Origin of the sequence: Mesorhizobium sp. M1409 (genome assembly GCF_040317535.1) — a bacterium.
In the GTDB taxonomy this organism is placed as follows: Bacteria; Pseudomonadota; Alphaproteobacteria; order Rhizobiales; family Rhizobiaceae; genus Mesorhizobium.
The window spans coordinates 153946-173265 of the sequence record NZ_JAMYKV010000005.1; the positions used below are offsets into that span (position 1 = coordinate 153946).

Annotated in this window: 20 protein-coding genes and 1 pseudogene; 6 read left to right on the forward strand and 15 right to left on the reverse strand. The window is 63.0% G+C overall.

Going from position 1 to position 19320, the window contains the following annotated elements:
• Positions 1-3: 3 nt before the first annotated feature.
• Positions 4-423: an endonuclease domain-containing protein gene (locus NKG99_RS06565; RefSeq protein WP_352865471.1), complete on the reverse strand. Its 420-nt coding sequence runs from the start codon at positions 421-423 to the stop codon at positions 4-6.
• Positions 424-562: 139 nt separating this feature from the next.
• Positions 563-1891 carry an omega-aminotransferase AptA gene (gene aptA / locus NKG99_RS06570; RefSeq protein WP_352865473.1) on the reverse strand — a complete coding sequence of 443 codons (1329 nt, stop codon included), beginning with the start codon at positions 1889-1891 and terminating at the stop codon, positions 563-565.
• A gap of 227 nt (positions 1892-2118) precedes the next feature.
• On the opposite strand from aptA, the gene NKG99_RS06575 reads away from it, so the two are divergent.
• The gene (locus tag NKG99_RS06575; RefSeq protein WP_352865475.1) at positions 2119-2754 is read left to right on the forward strand and encodes a TetR family transcriptional regulator C-terminal domain-containing protein; all 636 of its coding nucleotides are present in this window, start codon (positions 2119-2121) and stop codon (positions 2752-2754) included.
• A gap of 4 nt (positions 2755-2758) precedes the next feature.
• On the opposite strand, the gene NKG99_RS06580 is transcribed toward NKG99_RS06575, so the two are convergent.
• Positions 2759-3646 carry a helix-turn-helix transcriptional regulator gene (locus NKG99_RS06580; protein WP_352865478.1) on the reverse strand — a complete coding sequence of 296 codons (888 nt, stop codon included), beginning with the start codon at positions 3644-3646 and terminating at the stop codon, positions 2759-2761.
• A 103-nt stretch (positions 3647-3749) separates the two neighbouring features.
• On the opposite strand from NKG99_RS06580, the gene NKG99_RS06585 reads away from it, so the two are divergent.
• Positions 3750-4595, forward strand: coding sequence for an SDR family oxidoreductase (locus tag NKG99_RS06585; protein ID WP_352865480.1), 846 nt, complete (start codon positions 3750-3752; stop codon positions 4593-4595).
• On the forward strand, positions 4592-5314 hold the full coding sequence (locus tag NKG99_RS06590; RefSeq protein WP_352865481.1) for an SDR family oxidoreductase: 723 nt from the start codon (positions 4592-4594) through the stop codon (positions 5312-5314). The genes NKG99_RS06585 and NKG99_RS06590 overlap by 4 nt, the downstream gene beginning before the upstream one ends.
• Positions 5315-5344: 30 nt before the next feature.
• Here NKG99_RS06590 and NKG99_RS06595 read toward each other — a convergent pair whose 3' ends face one another.
• From NKG99_RS06595 to NKG99_RS06630, 8 genes are all read right to left on the reverse strand, one after another.
• Complete coding sequence (locus NKG99_RS06595; protein WP_352865483.1) at positions 5345-5605, reverse strand: hypothetical protein; 261 nt, start codon at positions 5603-5605, stop codon at positions 5345-5347.
• 58 nt (positions 5606-5663) lie between these two features.
• On the reverse strand, positions 5664-6428 hold the full coding sequence (gene otsB, locus NKG99_RS06600; RefSeq protein WP_352865486.1) for a trehalose-phosphatase: 765 nt from the start codon (positions 6426-6428) through the stop codon (positions 5664-5666).
• Entirely contained in the window at positions 6425-8203 is a 1779-nt protein-coding gene (locus NKG99_RS06605) for an alpha,alpha-trehalose-phosphate synthase (UDP-forming) (RefSeq protein WP_352865488.1), read from the reverse strand. Before NKG99_RS06605 ends, otsB begins: the two co-directional genes overlap by 4 nt.
• Positions 8204-8345: 142 nt before the next feature.
• Positions 8346-10508 (reverse strand): amylo-alpha-1,6-glucosidase, encoded by a 2163-nt coding sequence (locus NKG99_RS06610; protein WP_352865490.1) that lies wholly within the window; start codon positions 10506-10508, stop codon positions 8346-8348.
• A gap of 51 nt (positions 10509-10559) precedes the next feature.
• Entirely contained in the window at positions 10560-11621 is a 1062-nt protein-coding gene (locus tag NKG99_RS06615; RefSeq protein WP_352865492.1) for a glycosyltransferase family 4 protein, read from the reverse strand.
• A 116-nt stretch (positions 11622-11737) separates the two neighbouring features.
• Positions 11738-12115 (reverse strand): DoxX family protein, encoded by a 378-nt coding sequence (locus tag NKG99_RS06620; protein ID WP_352865494.1) that lies wholly within the window; start codon positions 12113-12115, stop codon positions 11738-11740.
• Between the two features lie 70 nt (positions 12116-12185).
• Complete coding sequence (locus tag NKG99_RS06625) at positions 12186-12644, reverse strand: carboxymuconolactone decarboxylase family protein (protein WP_352865497.1); 459 nt, start codon at positions 12642-12644, stop codon at positions 12186-12188.
• Between the two features lie 11 nt (positions 12645-12655).
• A complete protein-coding gene (locus tag NKG99_RS06630) occupies positions 12656-13174 on the reverse strand; it encodes an RrF2 family transcriptional regulator (RefSeq protein ID WP_352865499.1) in 519 nt (172 codons plus the stop codon).
• A 34-nt stretch (positions 13175-13208) separates the two neighbouring features.
• Between NKG99_RS06630 and NKG99_RS06635 the strand changes: the two genes are divergently transcribed.
• The gene (locus NKG99_RS06635) at positions 13209-13553 is read left to right on the forward strand and encodes a hypothetical protein (RefSeq protein WP_352865500.1); all 345 of its coding nucleotides are present in this window, start codon (positions 13209-13211) and stop codon (positions 13551-13553) included.
• 99 nt (positions 13554-13652) lie between these two features.
• On the opposite strand, the gene preA is transcribed toward NKG99_RS06635, so the two are convergent.
• The 3 genes and pseudogenes from preA to NKG99_RS06650 all read right to left on the reverse strand — a co-directional run bounded on the left by preA (position 13653) and on the right by NKG99_RS06650 (position 17194).
• The gene (preA, locus tag NKG99_RS06640) at positions 13653-14966 is read right to left on the reverse strand and encodes an NAD-dependent dihydropyrimidine dehydrogenase subunit PreA (protein ID WP_352865502.1); all 1314 of its coding nucleotides are present in this window, start codon (positions 14964-14966) and stop codon (positions 13653-13655) included.
• A 2-nt stretch (positions 14967-14968) separates the two neighbouring features.
• On the reverse strand, positions 14969-16333 hold the full coding sequence (locus NKG99_RS06645) for an NAD(P)-dependent oxidoreductase (protein ID WP_352865503.1): 1365 nt from the start codon (positions 16331-16333) through the stop codon (positions 14969-14971).
• 121 nt (positions 16334-16454) lie between these two features.
• A pseudogene (locus tag NKG99_RS06650) lies at positions 16455-17194 on the reverse strand (gamma-glutamylcyclotransferase).
• Positions 17195-17364: 170 nt separating this feature from the next.
• Here NKG99_RS06650 and NKG99_RS06655 point away from each other — a divergent pair.
• On the forward strand, positions 17365-18141 hold the full coding sequence (locus NKG99_RS06655) for a VOC family protein (protein WP_352865504.1): 777 nt from the start codon (positions 17365-17367) through the stop codon (positions 18139-18141).
• Positions 18142-18224: 83 nt separating this feature from the next.
• Here the strand turns inward: NKG99_RS06655 and NKG99_RS06660 are convergent, their stop codons facing one another.
• Entirely contained in the window at positions 18225-18659 is a 435-nt protein-coding gene (locus NKG99_RS06660; protein WP_352865506.1) for a hypothetical protein, read from the reverse strand.
• Positions 18660-18910: 251 nt separating this feature from the next.
• On the opposite strand from NKG99_RS06660, the gene NKG99_RS06665 reads away from it, so the two are divergent.
• Positions 18911-19303, forward strand: a complete 393-nt coding sequence (locus NKG99_RS06665) for a DoxX family protein (protein WP_352865508.1) — start codon at positions 18911-18913, stop codon at positions 19301-19303.
• Positions 19304-19320 lie beyond the last annotated feature (17 nt).

The following is a 19320-nucleotide window of genomic DNA, read 5'->3' on the forward strand; positions in this document are numbered from 1 at the left end:
GCTTTAAAACCTCATCGATTGTGCAGCGCCTGCGTCCCCCTCCCCCTCGAGGGGAGGGTGGCCGCGAAGCGGTCGGGTGGGGTCGCCGAACATGCGCGCGACCTTTTCCTTGACCACCCGCGCGACATGCCACGCGCTGTTTATGACATCGGGCTCGTCAACGCGAAAGACATCGAACCCGAGTGAGCGCAGATAGGCGTCACGAACGGCATCGTGCCGTTTACCCCTCTCGTGTTCGAGCGGATCACCGTCGACCTCAACGATCAGCTTCACCGCGAGGCAAGCGAAATCGACGATATAGGGCCCAATCGGGCACTGGCGGCGAAACTTGATGCCGGCTGATTTCAGCTCCCGCAGTTCATACCACAGCAGGGATTCGCCCTTGGTCGCGTGAACTCGAAGCGCGCGCGCCTTCTGGCGCATTTCGAAACTCGCGCGGGTACGGGGCATCAGGAGCGACCTCGCAGCAAAAGATCAGGTCGGCGCACTGCCGCACCGACCCCACCCGACCGCTTCGCGGCCCCCCTCCCCTCGCAGGGGAGGGATATCCGCGTCCAGTTCTTCAATCGATCGCCCTCAAGATTTCACGCACATGGTCGATCAATTCGTTGATCTGGCCCTTGGTGATGATCAGCGGCGGCGACAGCGCGATGATGTCGCCGGTCGTGCGGATCAGCGCGCCGCGCTCGAACGCCTTGACGAAGGCCGAGAAGGCCCGTTTGGTCGGCTGGCCGGCGATCGGCGCCAGCTCGATCGCACCGATCAGGCCGATGTTCCTGATGTCGATGACGTTCGGCTCGCCCTTCAGCGAATGCAGTGCGTCTTCCCAGTACGGCGCCAGTTCCTCGCCGCGGGTGAGCAGGCCCTCTTCCTTGTAGGTGTCGAGCGTGCCCAGAGCGGCCGCGCAGGCGATCGGATTGCCCGAATAGGTGTAGCCGTGGAAGAACTCGATCATGTGCTCGGGGCCGGTCATGAAGGCGTCGTGGATTTCCTTCTTCACGAACACCGCTCCCATAGGGATGACGCCGTTGGAGACGCCCTTGGCTGTGGTCATGATGTCAGGCGTGACGCCGAAATAATCGGCGGCGAACGGCGTGCCGAGACGACCGAAACCGGTGATGACCTCGTCGAAGATCAACAGAATGCCGTGCTTGGTGCAGATTTCGCGCAGCTTCTGCAGATAGCCCTTCGGCGGCAGGATGACGCCGGTGGAGCCGGCGACCGGCTCGACGATGACGGCGGCGATGGTCGAGGCGTCATGCAGCGCGACGATGCGCTCCAGCTCGTTGGCGAGTTCCGCGCCATGCTCCGGCACGCCCTTGGTGAAGGCGTTCTTTTCCGGCAGATGCGTGTGCGGCATATGGTCGACGCCGCCGAGCAGCGTGCCGAACATCTTGCGGTTGGTGACGATGCCGCCGACCGAGATGCCGCCGAAATTGACGCCGTGATAGCCGCGCTCGCGGCCGATCAGCCGGGTGCGCGAACCCTCGCCCCTGGCGCGGTGATAGGCGATCGCCATCTTGAGCGCGGTTTCGACCGATTCCGAACCGGAATTGGTGAAGAAGACATGATCCATGCCTTTGGGCGCGAGGTCGACCAGGCGGTTGGCCAGCTCGAAGACGATCGGATGGCCCATCTGGAAGGCCGGCGCATAGTCGAGCTCGGCGGCCTGGTGCTGGATCGCCTCGGTGATCTTCGGCCGGCAATGGCCGGCATTCACGCACCAGAGACCAGCGGTGCCGTCGAGCACCTTGCGGCCGTCGCTGGTCGTGTAATGCATGTCCTTGGCGGACACCATCATGCGCGGCGCCTGCTTGAACTGCCGGTTTGCCGTGAACGGCATCCAGAATGCGCTGAGATCGTTCGGCGTGACTTTCAGCCGGTTGGACATGACCAAGACTTCCCCTTGTAACCTGTTTCGGTGCGCCCAACGCTTGGTCTTTGCCGCGTTTTCATGCTACGCAAATTTTTGACCGATTGGACAAACGTTAGCACCGCCCTGTCGGCGGTCAAGGGATTACTAGCGGAAATGCGGCACCTGAAGTGCGTTCCACAGGCTAGGGAAAAACTGGTCCAGAGAATTGGTCCAGATGACCCTCAACACGAGGGCTTGCAACGGTGACCACCGGAACGGACACGCCTCGCCGGACCCGCATCCAGCAGGAAAAGCGGGAACTCATCCTGGAGGCGGCGCTCGAGGTGTTCTCCACCAACGGTTTTCGTGGGTCGACCATCGACCAGATCGCCGAAGCCGCCGGCATGTCGAAGCCGAACCTGCTCTACTATTTCCGCCGCAAGGAAGACATCCACGAGACGCTGATGCAGCGCCTGCTCGACACTTGGCTGGCGCCGCTGCGCGAACTCGACGACATTGGCGATCCGCTGACCGAATTGCGCAGCTACATCAGGCGCAAGCTGGAGATGGCGCGCGATTTCCCGCGCGAGAGCCGGCTGTTCGCCAACGAAATCCTGCAAGGCGCACCGCGCATCATGCCGCTCTTGACCGGGGAGTTGAAAACGCTGGTCGACGAGAAGGCCGTCGTCATCAAGGGCTGGATGCGCGCCGGCAAGATCGCCCGCACCGACCCCTGGCACCTGATCTTCTCGATCTGGGCGACGACGCAGCACTATGCTGATTTCGATGTCCAGGTCCGCGCCGTGCTCGGGCCGAACCGTGGCGGCGACGGCCGATTCGAGGACGCTGCAAGGTTCCTGGAGCATTTATTCCTCGACGGGCTGAAGCCGAAAAGCTGACGCTTCAGGCGCTGCGCCGCTCGGCCGGCAGCGCGTCCAGCAATGTCTGCAGCTTGGCGACGGAGTTCTGCTCGGCAAGCGGCGTGTAGACGATCAGCTTCATATCGGAGCCGTCACTGATCGACAGGCTCATATGCTCGAATGTCATCGCCCCCGCGCTCGGGTGCCGGACATGCTTCACGCCCGACAGCCGGTGCGCGACGTCGCGCTGCGGCCACCAGGCGCGAAACTCGGGACTCGAGCGCGTCATCAACTCAATCAGCCGCTCAAAATCCGGATCGCCGACATACCGGGCGCTCGCCGCCCGGAACGAGGCCAGCACGGTGCGCGCCAATTCCTCCCAGTCGACCAGCAGGCGCCGGTGGTGCGGATTGGTGAACACCATGTGGACGATGTTGCGGGCGTCACCCTCCAGCAGGCCATAATCACCGAACACCGCGACGGCCGCCGGGTTCCAGGCGAGCACGTCCCAGCGTCGCCCGACCACATAAGCCGGCTGCAGAACCAGGCTTTGCAGCATATGCAGCAACGGGCCGTCGACCTTTTCCGGCGCCACGGCACGGCGTTCCGGCTGCTGGCGGTCGGCCAGGATGAACAAATGCTGTTTTTCGGCGGCGTCGAGGCGCAGTGCTTCGGCGAGCGCGGCCAGCACCTCGACCGAGGGCCGGACCTCCCGCCCCTGCTCCAGCCACGTGTACCAGGTCGTGCCGACGCCGGCGATCATCGCCACCTCCTCACGGCGCAGCCCGGGCGTGCGCCGCCTCAGGCCGGTGGCGATGCCTATGGCCGAGGGCGTCAGCCTTTCGCGGCGCGAGCGCAGGAAAGCACCGAGCTCGCGCCGGCGACTGTCTTCAGCGGAGTGTGTGGGGGCCGGTCGGGGTTGGGACTCCATGCGCTTATTATAGCAGTATTGATACCAGGATAAAGTTTGAACTGTTTGGCTCACGCCAACTGTCCCATCTTCCACCCAGAGCAACAGAACGGAGGCTCTGAACATGGACCTGAAAGACAAGACAATCCTCATCACGGGCTCGACCGACGGCGTTGGCCGCGTCGTCGCGCAACGGCTCGGCGCCGCGGGTGCCCGTGTCCTTGTACACGGCCGCGATGCAACGCGCGGCAAGGCTGTTGTCACTGAGATCGAAGCCGCCGGCGGCAAGGCCGAGCTTGTGGTCGCCGACCTCTCTTCTCTGGCCGAGGTTCGCCGCCTCGCCGAGGCGGTGCGTGCCAAGACGGACCGGCTCGACATCCTCATCAACAACGCCGGCATCGGAACGGCGGGCCAAGGCGCCAAACGCCAAGTCAGCGCTGATGGCTACGAACTGCGCTTCGCGGTCAATTATCTCGCCGGTTTCCTGCTGACATCGGAGCTTCTGCCGTTGCTGAAGGCCAGTGCTCCGGCGCGCATTGTCAATGTCGCCTCGGCGGGGCAGCAGGCGATCGATTTTAGCGATGTCATGCTGACCCGCAGTTACGACGGCGTGCGCGCCTACTGCCAAAGCAAGCTGGCGCAGATACTGTTCACTGTCGACCTCGCGGAGCAGTTGAAGGGCGCCGGCGTCACCGTCAACGCACTGCATCCGGCGAGCTACATGAACACCACCATGGTCCGGCAGGCAGGCGTGACGCCATGGAGTTCGGTCGAAACCGGCGCCGACGCCATCCTCAACCTCGCGACATCACCCGCGCTCGACGGGAAAAGCGGCCTCTATTTCGACGGCCTGCGGGAATCCCGCGCTGATGACCAAGCCTACGACGCCAGCGCGAGACAACAGTTGCGAAGTTTGAGCCAGGACCTCGTCGGCCTGGCTTCCCCCACATCGAAGGAACAGCGTTCATGACCACGACAATCCAACACACCGTCGTCATCGGCGGCTCATCCGGCATCGGCCTGGCGACGGCACGAAAACTGCTTGGTCCCGGGATGAAGGTGACCATCACCGGGCGCAACGAGGAGAAGCTGAAGAACGCATGGAAAAGCCTTGACGGCGCTGCCGACAAGGCCACTTTCGATGCCGCGAAGCCGGACGAGGCCAGCGGGTTCTTCGAGCGCCTCGGCCCTTTCGACCATTTGGTGCTGGCCGCCAGCGGCGGCAAGGGCCTTGGCCCCTTCCCGACGCTTGACCTGAGCGACATCGGCAGCGGCGTCGACGAGAAAGTCCGCCCGCAGCTGTCCTGCCTGCAGGCCGCCTTGCCAACCTTGAACAGAAGCGGATCGGTGACCTTCATCTCGGCTGTATCGGCCCAGCTCGCAACTCCCGGCGTCTCCGGCATCGCCGCCATCAACGGCATGCTGTTGACCGTGGTGCCGATCCTGGCGGTGGAACTGAAGCCACTGCGCGTCAATGTCGTGGCGCCCGGCGTCATCGACACGCCCTGGTGGGATTTCCTGGCCGAGGAGCAGAGGCAGGCGCTGTTTGCCGATTATGCCGGCAAGACCCCGGTCGGCCGCGTCGGCCGCGCCGAGGATGTCGCCGACGCAATCGCGTTTCTCGTCTCCAACGGCTTCATGACCGGCCAGGTCCTGACCTGCGACGGCGGCCTGCGATTTGCGGCGTAGCGATCGTCCGCCGCGGAAATGCTTTCACCCTCAATTGGACTTCGTTGGACCGCGCTGCATGTTTTTCTCGCCCATGGAGCTGTCGCCGGCCGGTCTTGCGGCATCTGAAGCGGGCTTATCCGGAACATAGGAATAGTCAGGCGTGTCGGCTCCATACATCTTGTTGTCGATCGCCTCCTGCCAGCTGTAGTCCGCGTCGGACGGTGAAATGTTGGCGGACCCATGGCGGGAGGAGCGGGAATGAAGCCAACTCGGTGTGATCTCTCGAACCAGTTGTGCAAAGCGTCCCATCGAACCGTTCCTTTCCTTACCCTTTCCAGATGCACGATCGCGGATGCGTCGGCTGGACCTAAAGTTGGCCTCTCAGCCAGGCGAGCGTCTCGGCAACGCCGGCAAGCCCGTACCGCGCGGCGGTATGCGCTGGTGGCTTCACCCGTATCGATATTCCGCCGGCATCATTGATGGCTTCGAAGCCGTTTTCGTCCGAGGTGTCGTCGCCCAGGAAGACCGGGCGGCGGCCTCTGAATGGCGCGATATCCATGAAGCGCCGGATCGCGGCGCCCTTGGCTGCCTCGAGCGGTAGCAACTCCACACCGGCATTGCCGGCAACCACCCGATAGCCCTTTGGCAGGACGGCCAGCGCTTGCTCGACAAGCTGCGTGGCGCGGGGAAGCAGGTGCGGGGCGGCGCGCGTGTGGATGGCCAGCACCCGGCCCTTGCGCTCGATATAGACCTTCCCGCGACCGAACTCGGCCTCGATCTCGTCGGCAAGGGCGGCAATATCCGCCGGCTCGTCCGCGATTTCGACATCGTCGTCCGGCAGGAGCCTGTGTTCCAGGCCATAAAGCCCGGCCGCGCGCAACTTCAAAGGCTGAAACAGATGGTCCACGGCCGCAACGGAGCGGCCGGTGATGAAGGCCAATGCCCCGTCCAACTTGTGATCCAGGCCTTGCAGCAAAGAGCGAAGCTCGGCGCTGACCGAAACGGCGTCCGGATGTTCGGCATGCTCCAGCAGGGTGCCATCGATGTCGAGGAACAGCGCCCACTCGCCGGTCAGCAAGGGCTGCGGCTTTTGCAGGGTCTCGCTCGCAGCCTTTTGCAGGATATCGCTCATGATAGTGCCACCCGTTTGCGCTCGAACATGGGAACGACATTGTCGATACCTTGCGGACGGTCGCCAACACCGGTCACCCGGTCGAGATCACCGCGCTTGCGCAAGCGCGCAGCGTCCAGAAGCATGCTGCCGGCCCAGCGATAGACGTTGTTGTTGCGGATGGTCTCGCGCATGGGCCGCATACGTTCGCGCTGTTCTTCTGAAGTCATGGTCAGCGCCTGCAGCAGCGCTTCGCTCATCATGGCGGCGTCGTAGGGATTGACGATCAGCGCCTCCAGCAATTCGCGCGAAGCACCGGCGAATGTGCTGAGCATCAAAACGCCCTGTTCGTCGTCTCGCGCCGCGACGAATTCCTTTGCGACCAGGTTCATGCCGTCATGCAGGCTTGTGACCATGCATATGTCAGCGGCCCGGTAGATTTCGTAGACCTGTTCCTGAGAGTGATGTTGGGCCACCATGATCACCGGTCTGTAGCCCTCGCTGCCATAACGCTGGTTGAGTTCTTCGGCATAACGGTGGCATTCGTCATGGAGCAGCCTGTAGGCAGGGAGCGTGCCGCGGCTGGGCGCCGCGACCTGCAGGAAAACCAGTTTTCCGATCCATTCAGGGTATCGCTTGAACAATTCGTCCAGCGCGTGAAACCGATCGAGAATGCCCTTGGTGTAGTCGAGACGCTCGACCCCGACGGCCAGCTTCACATCCGCTTTCAGTCCGAACCTATTCCGCAGGCGGGCGCGGCAGTCATCTACATCAGGCAATCTTGCCAGAAGGTCCGCCGGCCATTCTATCGAGATGGGATAGGCGTGCACCAGCGTCGTCTGCCCACCATAGGAGATGGCCGCATCCGCCCGTTCGATGCGGCTTTCCAGGAAGCGATCGACGCTTTCGGTGAAATTGTTGGCGTGGAACTGGGTGTGGAAACCGATGATCGAGCTGCCGAGCAGTCCCTCAAGGATGCGCTCACGCCACGGGCAGATGCTGTACACCTCCGAGTTCGGCCATGGGATATGCCAGAAGGTGATGACGATCGCCTCGGGCAGGCGCTCGCGGATCATCCGCGGCAGCAGCGCGAAGTGATAATCCTGGACCAGCACGATCGGCCGCTCGTTGCGCGCTTCGGCGACTATCGTGTCGGCGAACTTCCGGTTGACGGCTTCATAGGCTTCCCAGTCCGAGGCGCGAAAAATCGGCCGGGTGAAGGCGATGTGGCAAAGCGGCCAGAGACCCTCATTGGCGAAGCCGAGATAGTAGCTCTGATATTCTTCCTCCGTCAGCCAGACCCGGCGCAGCGTGTAGGACGGATTGCCGGGCGGCACCTGCACGCGATCGTTGTCGTCGACCATCATACGGTCTGCCGTTCCACCGCCATAGGCAATCCAGGTGCCGCCACATGCGCGGGTAATCGGCTCGAGCGCAGACACCAGCCCGCTGGCCGGCACCAGCAATTCGACGCCATCATTATTGATGTTGTGGATATAGGGTTCGCGGTTGGACACCACGATAACCTGTGCCCCCGGCAGGTCGTCGGCCAGGATCTTGCGCAATGTTTCGGGCGACCATGTCACCAGCGCCGCGTCGGCCGATTGGCCATTCTTTTCGAACTCCCGTATCACCTTGCGCGCCGCTTCCGCGGCCACGTCCTCGCCGGCCGGATGTACGACCGCCGGAGGGTGACTGCGACGCTGCCGCGATATGGAGAAGAAAACGGCAAGAGCGGAAAGACCGAGGCTCGCAAGGATCAGACCCCAGAGCAGGTCCGCACCGTAATTTGTCATTGGAATATCAACTCACCTCCGGCCGTTCGGCGGCCGTTTTGTTCGTGTTTCCGATTTGAAACTATCCACCGGCGATAAGATCGCCGTCCGGACCTACATTTTTGCAACGCACAAGGCCGGGATCGGTTCCGCCCAATCTGGTTCATGTTCTAACGATGAGCGGCACCAGCCCTTCATGGCGGTCGGCGAGGAAAGCGACGACCCGGTCGCCGACGCGCTGGAAGGTGAGATCGACCACTTTTTCGCCGACGCCCAGATGGCGAAGCGTGAGCATGTCGATGCCGATCGGCAGCCTGGGACGGGTAACGCGGATTTCGCCATCCCAGCCGTCGATCTCCAGGCCAAGGCAGGCCTGCATCAGCATGAAGGCGGAGCCAGCCGACCACGCTTGCGGCAGGCAGGCTACCGGATAGGCGATCGGTGCTTCGCCCGGCGCTCGGGTAAAGCCGCAGAACAGTTCGGGCAGCCGCATGTTGAAATGGACCGCGGACTCGAACGTGCCGCTCATTAGGCGGACCACGCTTTCACGCTCGCCATAGCGCGCCAGGCCGGCACCGCACATGGCGGTGTCATGCGGCCAGATCGAGCCATTGTGATACGACATCGGGTTGAAGAACACCGCATCGTCGGCAAGCGTCCTCAGCCCCCAGCCGGAGTGGAAGGAGGCGGAAAGAAGCTGATCGGTGACCATCCGCGCCCGCCCCGGTTCGGGCAGTCCGACAAGGAGGAGATGGCCCACATTCGAGGTCCGCACCTTGCAGGGTTCGCCTTCACCGTCGATCGCCAGGGCATAGAAGCCGAGATCGTCGAGCCAGAAATCGCGTTCCACTGCGACCCGCATGGCCTCGGCGCGGCCCTCCCAGTGATCGGCCCTGTCGTCCTCGCCGCGGCGACGGGCAAGTGCGGCCAGCCCCCGGAAGGCGGCAAAGACATAGCCTTGCACCTCGACCAGCGCGATCGGGCCCTTGGGAATGCGGCCATCGGCGTGGAAGACGGAATCGAAACTGTCCTTCCATCCCTGGTTGGCGAGGCCGGACTCGGCGGCACGCTGGTAGGTGACGAAGCCGGTCTCGCGGCCCGCCTCCTCCGTCCATTCGGCCGCGGCGCACAGCGACGGCCACAGGCTGTCGATGAACGCCATGTCACCGGTACGATCGGCATAGGCGCAGGCGAGATGGATGTAGAGCGGCGTCGTGTCGACACCGCCATAATAGCGGCCGAAAGGAAGCTCGCGCAGCGCCGCCATCTCGCCCTTGCGCGTCTCGTGCATGATCTTGCCCGGCTGCGAATCGCTGAACGGCGACGTCTCCGTCGCCTGGTGTTGGGCAAGGAAGGCCAGCACGCCCCGCGCCAGGCCTGGATTGAGCCACAGCATCTGCAGCGCCGAGATGACGCCGTCACGGCCGAACGCCGTCGAGAACCAGGGGATGCCGGCATAGGGATAGGGTCCGGTCGAAAGCTCCGTGGTCAGCAGCGCGACATCGGCGCGGGCGCGCTCCACCCAATCGTTGAAGACGCGGCCCGAACTGTGCACCGTCGCGCCATGGCGGCGCTTGGCCCGCATGCCAAAGCGCGCCCGGGCGGCGGCGGCGCGGAAACGGTCGCGGTCGGGCGCATCCGCCATCTCGGGACCGACCTCGACATAAAGCACCTTGCGGCTGCGCTTGGTTACGGCAACCAGGAAATCGGCACGGTCGGCCGTCAACTGGTCCGGCGCCTGCGAGAACGATACCGCCGATACGCGCACCAGCCCATCCAACCCGTCGTAGCGCAGCAGAACGGATGTCGCATCCATCTCGGCCACATGGGCCATTCCGCGCCTCGGCCGTGTCGAGCCGCGCACTTCGAACATGTCGCGGAAATCGGCGGCAAAGTGCAGGGAAACGCCGATTGTCGAGGTCTCCCGGCTGTAGTTGGAAAGGGTGATGCGCTCGAACAGCCTGTCTTGCCAAAGCAGCCTGACGCGTTCGATATGAATCGCGCCCTGCGGAATGTCGCGGCCGCTGACGCTCTGCATCGGCAGATTGGTCAGATTGGCGGTGAACAGCACATTGTCCTGGCTGAGCGAGGCGCCAAGCAGCGATGTCTGCCTGCCGCCGACGGTCAGCCGGAATTCGGAGAGCACGCGTGTATCGTCGCGGAAGAAACCGTCACCGGCGCCGCGTATGTCACCAAAGGCATCGGCAACCGCAAAGCAGTCGCCCTGCTTAAGCGCGAACAGCCGGTGCGGCTCGCGAGGAGCGGTCGCGTCGAGCGAAGCAAGCGCTACGGCGGGATCGAGCTGGCGCTCATCGAGTTGGGCCATTCGTCACAAATCCCCTCTTGTTTCGTTGTCGTCGCCCGAACACATCGTTGCTCACGATGCCTTCGCCTCAACCGGGACACCGATCAGGCGCGTATAAGCGGCGAGATAATCGCCGGCCATTCTTTTGGCGGAAAACCGCTTTTCGAAAACGGCCCTCACCTTTCGCCTGTCGAGCCGCAGCAAGTCCGGCACCGCGGCGACGGCGTCGTCCATCGATCCGGCGATAAAACCGGTTACGCCCTGATCGATGATCTCGGGCAGCGCGCCGCAATTCCAGGCGATCACCGGCGTGCCACAGGCCATGGCCTCGATGGCGGCCAGACCGAACGGCTCCGGCCAGTCGATCGGGAACAGCAGGCCGGCCGCCTTGCCGAGAAACTCCGCCTTCTGGTCCTCTTCGATCTCGCCGACATAGACGATGCGATCGCCGTCGATCAAAGGCTCGACCATCTTGTGGAAATAGGAACGATCGTCGTCGCCGATCTTTGCCGCAAGCTTCAGTTTCAATCCCGAGCGCAAGGCGATCTCGATGGCGCGGTCCGGGCGCTTGTCGCGTGAAAACCGGCCCAGGAAGCAAAGATAGGGTTCCTCCGCCGTCGTCTCGAAACTCGGCTCGTAAATGTTGGTCGGCAGTCCATGATGGATCGTCGCTAGCCAGTTGGCGCTGGCAAGGCCCGCCTTCTGGCTGCGCGAAATGGAAATCAGGGGAAAACGCGGGAAACACTCATAGGCCGGCGCCAGATCGACATAATCCAGCCTGCCATGCGGCGTCGTTACCGTCCGCTCCGCCATGTCCTCGAAGAAGGAAAAGTGCAGGAAGTGGCTGAGGTGGAAGTGGATGACGTCGAACTCCCGCTCCCGTTTCCGCACCTCGGCAAGCATCGAAAGATGCGCCGCGATCTCGGATTTGAAAGGACGCGGATCGAGGCGAAGCGCGCATTCCCGGCCAGCCACCAGCTTCGCGGAGGTCTGGCTGTCGCCGCTGGCAAACAGCGTCACCTCATGGCCCAAATCGACAAGCGCTTCGGTGAGATACGAGACGATGCGCTCGGTGCCACCATAGAGTCTGGGCGGCACCGATTCATAGAGCGGCGCTACATGGGCAATTTTCATATTTCATCCCGGGATGTTCGGCATACAGGGGCGAAATGCGTCAACCGCTCGATTGGTTCCGTTTTAATGATCCATACTGTCGGCGCTACAGTGCCGCAGTCGGCATGGAACTGCGGCTAAAACGACTGCGCGATCAGCGACAGGAAACCGCCGCTCAGCGCGACATTGCCGACGAAGCCGTTGATGCGCGACGCCCGGTCGGCGCCCTGATGGTCCCAGAAATTATGGAACATCGGCGTGGCAACGATGAGGAATGCCAGCAGTACCGCTGCCGCGATTGCCGTCCACAAGCCGGCGATCACCAGCACGCCGGCGCCGACCTGAAGCACGATGCCGAGCCACAGCGCCGGCCGCGCCTGCGGCACGCCGCGCGCGGCCATCAACTGGGTCAGGAACGCCGTATTCTGAATGTTGCGCAAGCCGGCGAAAACGAAGACGCCGCCGAGCAGCAGGCGGCCGAGGAACAATAAGGTCGAAGGCAAATCGGCAGGCATCGAACTCTCCCCTTGAAGAAACAATTGGAGCGCCGCCGATCGACGGCGCTCCAAAACTGGATCAGGACGATCAGGCGGCCTTGGCCGCCGGCATCGGATGAAGTGCCTGGAACGGGACGCACAGCCGGTTCCAGGTGTTGATCATGCCGAGCGCGACGGACAGCTTGACCAACTCCTCCTCCGAGAAGTGCTCGAGCGTCCGTGCATAGAGTTCGTCCGACACGCCGCTGTTGGAGATCAGGGTGACCGCCTCGGTCCAGGCCAAGGCAGCGCGTTCGCGCTCGGAAAACAGCGGCGATTCCTTCCACGCCGAAACCAGATAGAGCCGCTGCTCGGTCTCGCCGTCGCGCCTCGCCTCGCGGCTGTGCATCTCGACGCAATACGAACAGCCGTTGATCTGCGACGCCCGCAATTTGATCAGGTGCAGCAGGCTTTCCTCGAGCCCGCATTCGTCCACCGCCTTGTTGAGCGCCGACACCGCCTTCATGATCTCCGGCGCCTTGGCGAAGAATTGCAGCCTCTGTTTCATCTTGATGTCCTTTACGCTTGCTTGGTTGAACTGGATTTCTGCGGCCGCTGATGGCGCGCCACGAAGGCGCAGCCGGCTGCCACCGAACGCGGATCGGCATCGGTCATGTATTCCGAAACGATGTCGGACAGCTTTGCTTCGGCGAGTGCGGCGCGATAGGCCTTTTCGGCCTTCAGCATCGCGGCGTTGATGCCGCAGGGTTTGACATAGGCGGATGCGTCGAGCCTGACCGGACCATTGCGGCGGATCTCGCCACAACGGAAGGCCGGCTCGCGCCCTTCGACGGCCAGCACGATATCGAGCAGCGTTATACGCTCGGCCGGCCGCGCCAGCCGGTAGCCGCCGGCCGGACCCGAGACCGATTCCAGAATGTGCGCCGCGCTCAGCATATTGAGATGCTTCAGGAGATAGCTCGGCGACAGGCCGAACGCCTCCGCCATGGCGGAGGCCGCCATGGCGCTGTTGCCCTCGACACCGGCCAGCATGGCGGCGCAGTGGATGGCTGCTTCAACGCCCTCGCCCAGCTTCATTGGGTGGATCTCCTAATCATGGATATATTTTATCGTGGATATCTTTTATCCGCAATGGGAAAATGGAGAAACTCCTGCTTTCGAAACGACAATGTGCATGAGGCTTTGTGATACTGCGGGAACGACTGATGCGCAGATTATCTCAGGGGTTGTGCTGCCCCTCATCCGCCTGCCGGCACCTTCTCCCCGTATAGTGACGGGGAGAAGGGAAGCTGCGGGCACCCTTGGCGCTCTTCTTGCAACGTTGATGATTGGCGAAATCGGCGATGACGGCGTCTTTCTCCCCGTCACTATACGGGGAGTTGAGGAGCGGTCCGCGAAGCGGACGAAAAGCCAATTGCTTGGCTTTTCGAGTGACGAACGCCCGGCAGGGCAATGAGGGGCAGCGCTAACTTATGCGATCGAATTTGTCGCGACCATACAAAATCGCCCCGTGCGGACACACGGGGCGATTGCGCTAAATCGGCAATGACAAAAACTACTCCGCCGCCACCTTGGCCATCGGGTTGTTCGGGTGCGTCGTCCAATTGGCATAGATCGGCGACACCGGCTTGCCGGTGCGCTGGTCCATCACGCCGACGGCCAGCGGCTCCATGGTGATGCAGTTCTCGACCGGGCAGACATTGACGCACAGGTTGCAGCCGACGCATTCGGCCTCGATCACCTCGAAATGCCTGACGCCGTCGACCATGCTGGTGATTGCCTGGTGCGAGGTGTCCTCGCAGGCGATGTGGCAGCGGCCGCATTTGATGCAGGCGTCCTGGTCGATACGCGCCTTGGCGACGTAGTTGAGGTTGAGATACTGCCAGTCGGTGACATTGGGCGTGGCGCGGCCGACGATGTCGTCGAGCGTGGCATGGCCCTTCTCGTCCATCCAGTTTTCCAGGCCGGCGATCATCTCCTGCACGATCTTGAAGCCATAGGTCATCGCCGCCGTGCACACCTGCACATTGCCGGCGCCGAGCGCCATGAATTCAGCCGCGTCGCGCCACGTGGTGATGCCGCCGATGCCGGAGATCGGCAGGCCGTGCGTTTCGGGATCGCGTGCGATTTCGGCCACCATGTTCATGGCGATCGGCTTCACCGCCGGACCGCAATAGCCGCCATGCGAGCCCTTGCCGTCGATGGTCGGCTGCGGCGCGAAGCTGTCGAGGTCGACGCCGGTGATCGAGTTGATGGTGTTGATCAGTGAAACCGCGTCGGTGCCGCCGGCATGTGCCGCCCGCGCGGGCTTGCGCACATCGGTGATGTTGGGCGTCAGCTTGGTGATGACGGGCATGCGGGTGTTCTGCTTGCACCAGCGAACCACCATTTCGATGTATTCCGGCACTTGCCCGACGGCGGCACCCATGCCGCGTTCCGACATGCCGTGCGGGCAGCCGAAATTGAGCTCGATGCCGTCAGCCTCGGTCTCCTCGACCACTGGCAGGATCGCCTTCCAGGCCTCCTCGACGCAGGGCACCATCAGCGAGACGACGATGGCGCGGTCGGGCCAGTCCTTCTTGACCTGCTTGATCTCGCGCAGATTGACCTGCAGGTCGCGGTCGGTGATCAGCTCGATGTTGTTGAGGCCGAGCAGGCGGCGGTCGGCGCCCCAGATCGCGCCATAGCGCGGACCGTTGACGTTGACCACCGGCGGGCCTTCCTCGCCCAGGGTCTTCCACACGACGCCGCCCCAGCCGGCCTTGAAGGCGCGGATGACGTTGTAGGCCTTGTCGGTCGGCGGCGCCGAAGCCAGCCAGAACGGATTGGGCGATTTGATGCCGACGAAATTGTTTCTGATATCCGCCATGCTCATGCCCTCCCATTCGAGGTCAGTGCCCGATTGATGCTCTCCGCCGCGTCGCGGCCTTGCGCGACCGCCGAGACGGTCAGGTCGTCGCCACCGAAGATGCAGTCGCCGCCGGCCCAGACCCTGGCCAGCGAAGTGCGCCCTTCCGCATCGACCTTGATGCGGCCGGCCTCGAGGTCGATCGACGCACCGCTGCCGTTGAGTGCGGCCGGCACAAAGCTCTGGCCGATGGCCTTGAACACCTGGTCGGCAACGAGCGTCAGCCTCTCGCCGGTGCCGGCAAGCTTGTCGCCGTTCAGGGCGGTGTATTCGAGTTCGACGCCCGACACCTTGCCGCCTTCGACAATGACCCGCTTCGGCTGCAGCCAGTGGCGGATGGTGACGCCGTTGGCGGCGGCCAGATCCTGCTCGAACTCGGAAGCGTTCATGTGTTCCTGGCCGCGCCGGTAGCAGATCGTCACCTCCTCGGCGCCAAGCAGCTTCGACTGCACGGCGGCGTCGATCGCCGTCATGCCGCCGCCGATAACGACGACGCGCCGGCCAACCGGCAGACCGGAAACGTCACTCGCCTGGCGCAGCTCGGCAATGAATTCGACCGCATTGATGACGCCGTCCGCCTCTTCGCCATCGGCGCGCAGCGCGTTGACGCCGCCAAGCCCCATGCCGAGAAACACCGCATCGTAATTGCGGATCAGGTCGGACAATTGGTAGTCGCGGCCAAGCGCCTTGCCGTTCTGGATGTCGATGCCGCCGATGGCAGTCACGTAGTCGACTTCGGCCTGGGCGAAATTGTCGACGCTCTTGTAGGCGGCGATGCCATATTCGTTGAGGCCGCCGGCCTTCGGGCGCGCCTCCAGGATGGTCACGTCATGGCCATGACGTGCGAGCCGGTGCGCGGCGGCAAGGCCGGCCGGCCCGGCGCCGACCACGGCGACTGTCTTCCCGGTCGGCTCGGCGCGCGGATAAAACTGCTTGTTCTCGGCCATCGCGACATCGGTGGCATAGCGCTGCAGGCGGCCAATCTGCACCGGCTTGCCTTCCGCCACCTCGCGCACGCAGACCTCCTCGCACAGCGTCTCGGTCGGACAGACGCGGGCGCACATGCCGCCCAGAATGTTCTGGTCGAAGATCGTCTTGGCCGAACCGATCGGATTGCCGGTCGAGATCTGGCGGATGAACAGCGGAATATCGATCGAGGTCGGGCATGCATTCATGCACGGCGCGTCGTAGCAGAAATAGCAGCGGTCGGATTCGACCAGCGCCTCATGGTGATCCAGCGGCGGGTGCAGGTCGGAAAAATTGTCCGCGTACTGGTCGGCCGAGAGCCTGCCGCCTGCTATGCCTTCTTTGAACTGGCCTTCTGGCATTCTCAGTTCCCCATGTTTTTCATTTTGGGAAAGGCTAGCACGTTTTATTTTTTTATCAATTGGTCAATTTTCGCCGCAAGCTGTTGAAAAGGCTCGACATAACATGATTATTTTACTCATGTTATGTCGACTGCGATAGCGTTTGCTGCGCGAGCGAATGGCCGGGCTCAAGTCCACGGCCATGGATAGATCTGACCTCGTCCGCGACCAGTTGCTGCAACCGCCAGAGGTTGCGATTGTGGATGCCGAATGCTTCGAGATGACTAACCGTGTTTGTAGAGATATTCGGCGCCGGACCCGATATGCCCGCAGGCTCTGGCCAGCACGCTCGCCACCTTGTCCAGCGGCTGGTTCAGCGACGTTCCCCTGCCCTTCACGCCCACCCAGAAGCCAAGCGCGCGCAGCGCGCCTTGCGCCGTATGCACCGGCAGCCACCTGACCGTGTCGATGATTTCGTGGTCGCTGATCTCGCGTAGCAGCAGCCTTTCGATCTGCGCCGGTTTTTCGCCCTCCGGCAAGCGATAGATCACGCCGTTGCAGCGGCCGCCCCGTTCGAGCGCCATCATCAAACCCGGCTGCTCGGCGCTGCCGCGCCAACGCACCATGTCGAGGCAGAAGGAGCGGTGCCAGCCAAAGGCCGTGGCGAGTTTGTTGCTGGACCGACTCGAATTCCGGCTTCCAGATCAGCGATCCGTAGGCGAACACCCATAGCGGCCCCTCGTCGGCTTCACCGGACAGCCGCAAGGCAAGCGCCCGGAAATCCTCGTCTTTCAACTCCGTCCAGCTCGGGTCCGGACCGGGATCGGCCTCTTGCCGATGGCACAGTGCGATAAGCTCGGGCGTGAGCGACATCAAGCGCATGAACGACAACCCCTCATGACCGCAGAGAAATCGAAAACGGCCCGGCGCGCAATCGGGGAACGCTTGGCATGCGGAGACATTGTTGTTCGGGGGCTGTCGGATTTCCGTCGTGAAGATCGTCCTAGGATGGATCGAATGACGATCGATGCATGAAAGGTGAGGAGACCGAAATGCCAAAAGCCCCGATGCCCTTCTTCTGGTACGAATTGATGACCACCGATCTCGACGCCGCCGAAGCGTTCTACCCCAATGTGGTCGGCTGGACGGCGCAGCCTTTCGACAAGGCCCCCGGCATGCCCCGCTATATCGTCATGAACGTCGGCGAGCGCGGCGTCGCCGGCCTGATGACGATGCCCGAGGATGCCGCCAAGATGGGCATGCCGCCCGCCTGGCTGGGCTACATCCATACAAAAGATGTCGATGCCTCGACGGCATCGCTGGAAAAAGCCGGCGGCACCGTTCACCGCCAGCCCGACGACATTCCGGGCGTCGGACGCTTTGCCGTCGTCGCCGATCCGCAGGGCGCGACATTCATGTTCCTGCAGCCGAACGGCCCCGACCAGCCTGTCGTGCCGGCCAGCACGCCAGGCCATATCGGCTGGCACGAGCTTTACACCAGCGACTGGAAGGCCGCGTTCGATTTCTATTCCGACCAGTTCGGCTGGGTCGATGCCGGCGATTTCGATATGGGCCCGATGGGCACCTACCAGACTTTCACCGCCGGCCCCGAATCTGGTGGCGGCATCATGAACAAGCCGGATCAGATTCCGGTCCCGGTCTGGCAATTCTATTTCAACGTTCCGGCCATCGACGCGGCGGCCAAACGCGTGACCGACAATGGCGGCAAGATCCTGATGGGGCCGATGGAGGTCCCCGGCGGCAGCTGGGTCGTCCAGTGCCAGGACCCGCAAGGCGCGCATTTCGCATTGATGGCGCCGGTACGCTGACGGCGATAAACACCGTGGGAACAAAACGCCGGCCCTTCATCGCACCACCGATGAAGGGCCGTATTCCTTAGCTTGGCGCCAACCTATTCCGGCGCCAGCACCGCGACCTTCAAGTCAGCCTCTTTCGCGCCGCTGAACTGGACGGTGGCCGGGCCGGATGCAAGCTTGAAGCGCACGCTCTTGCGGATGCCGGGGCAGGTTTTCACGCCGCTATAGCCCGCCGACTTGATGGCGTGGCCGTCCTGAATGACATCGATCCAGGCCTCACCCGAGAGACTTATCTGTATAGCACCCTCGGGTGGCACCTCCACGCTGGTAACAGCGCCGAACGTGCCTGCCACAGGAGCACGTTCGGGCGGTATCGCGAAGCCGGCTTTCTCGACCGGCACCAGCGCCAGGTCCGCGGCCGCACCGACCGCCAGCGTCGTTTCCGACGAAGTTGAAGGCGCTGCGGCAAACAGGGCCTGTTCCCGCGTCACCGACCATTTGAAGGCCTCGCAGCCTGCCTCCTCGGCCATGGCGAAGCTGGTGCCCGCAAGGAATGCGAATAGGCTGATGACGACTTTTGATGGCAAAGGGAACCCACCCGGTTGGAGTATCCACACACCAATACAACCATAGCGGCAAGAATGCAACCCTAGCGTGAATGATATGAAAGGGCTGGGGAACATTTCCAATCACCGGTTGTTGATGGCAGGTCATGTGAAGTGAATGGTCCATTGCCGGGCGGTAATCTATGCCCGGTCCGGGAGGGTAAAGGGAGTTTTGGATGAAGCTTTTCGACGGCCTTGCCAGATATCAGCCGCAGGCACTCGGTGTTTTGCGCATCGTCACGGCCCTGCAGTTCATCGAGCATGGCTCGCAGAAGCTATTCAATTTCCCGATCGGCGAACATGCCGGCGCCTTGACTGGACTGACACTCACAGCCGGCATCCTTGAATTCGCCGGCGGCATCCTCCTGGCGCTGGGCCTGTTCACCCGACCGGTCGCGTTCCTTCTGGCGGGCGAAATGGCGATCGCCTATTTCATGGCGCACATGCCGCGCGACTTCTTCCCCGTCAACAACGGCGGCGATTCGGCGATCTCGTTCTGCTTCATCTTCCTTTATCTGGTGTTCGCCGGCGCCGGCGCCTTCGCGCTGGACAATCGCCGCAACGCCTGACCCTTGCGATACCCGCC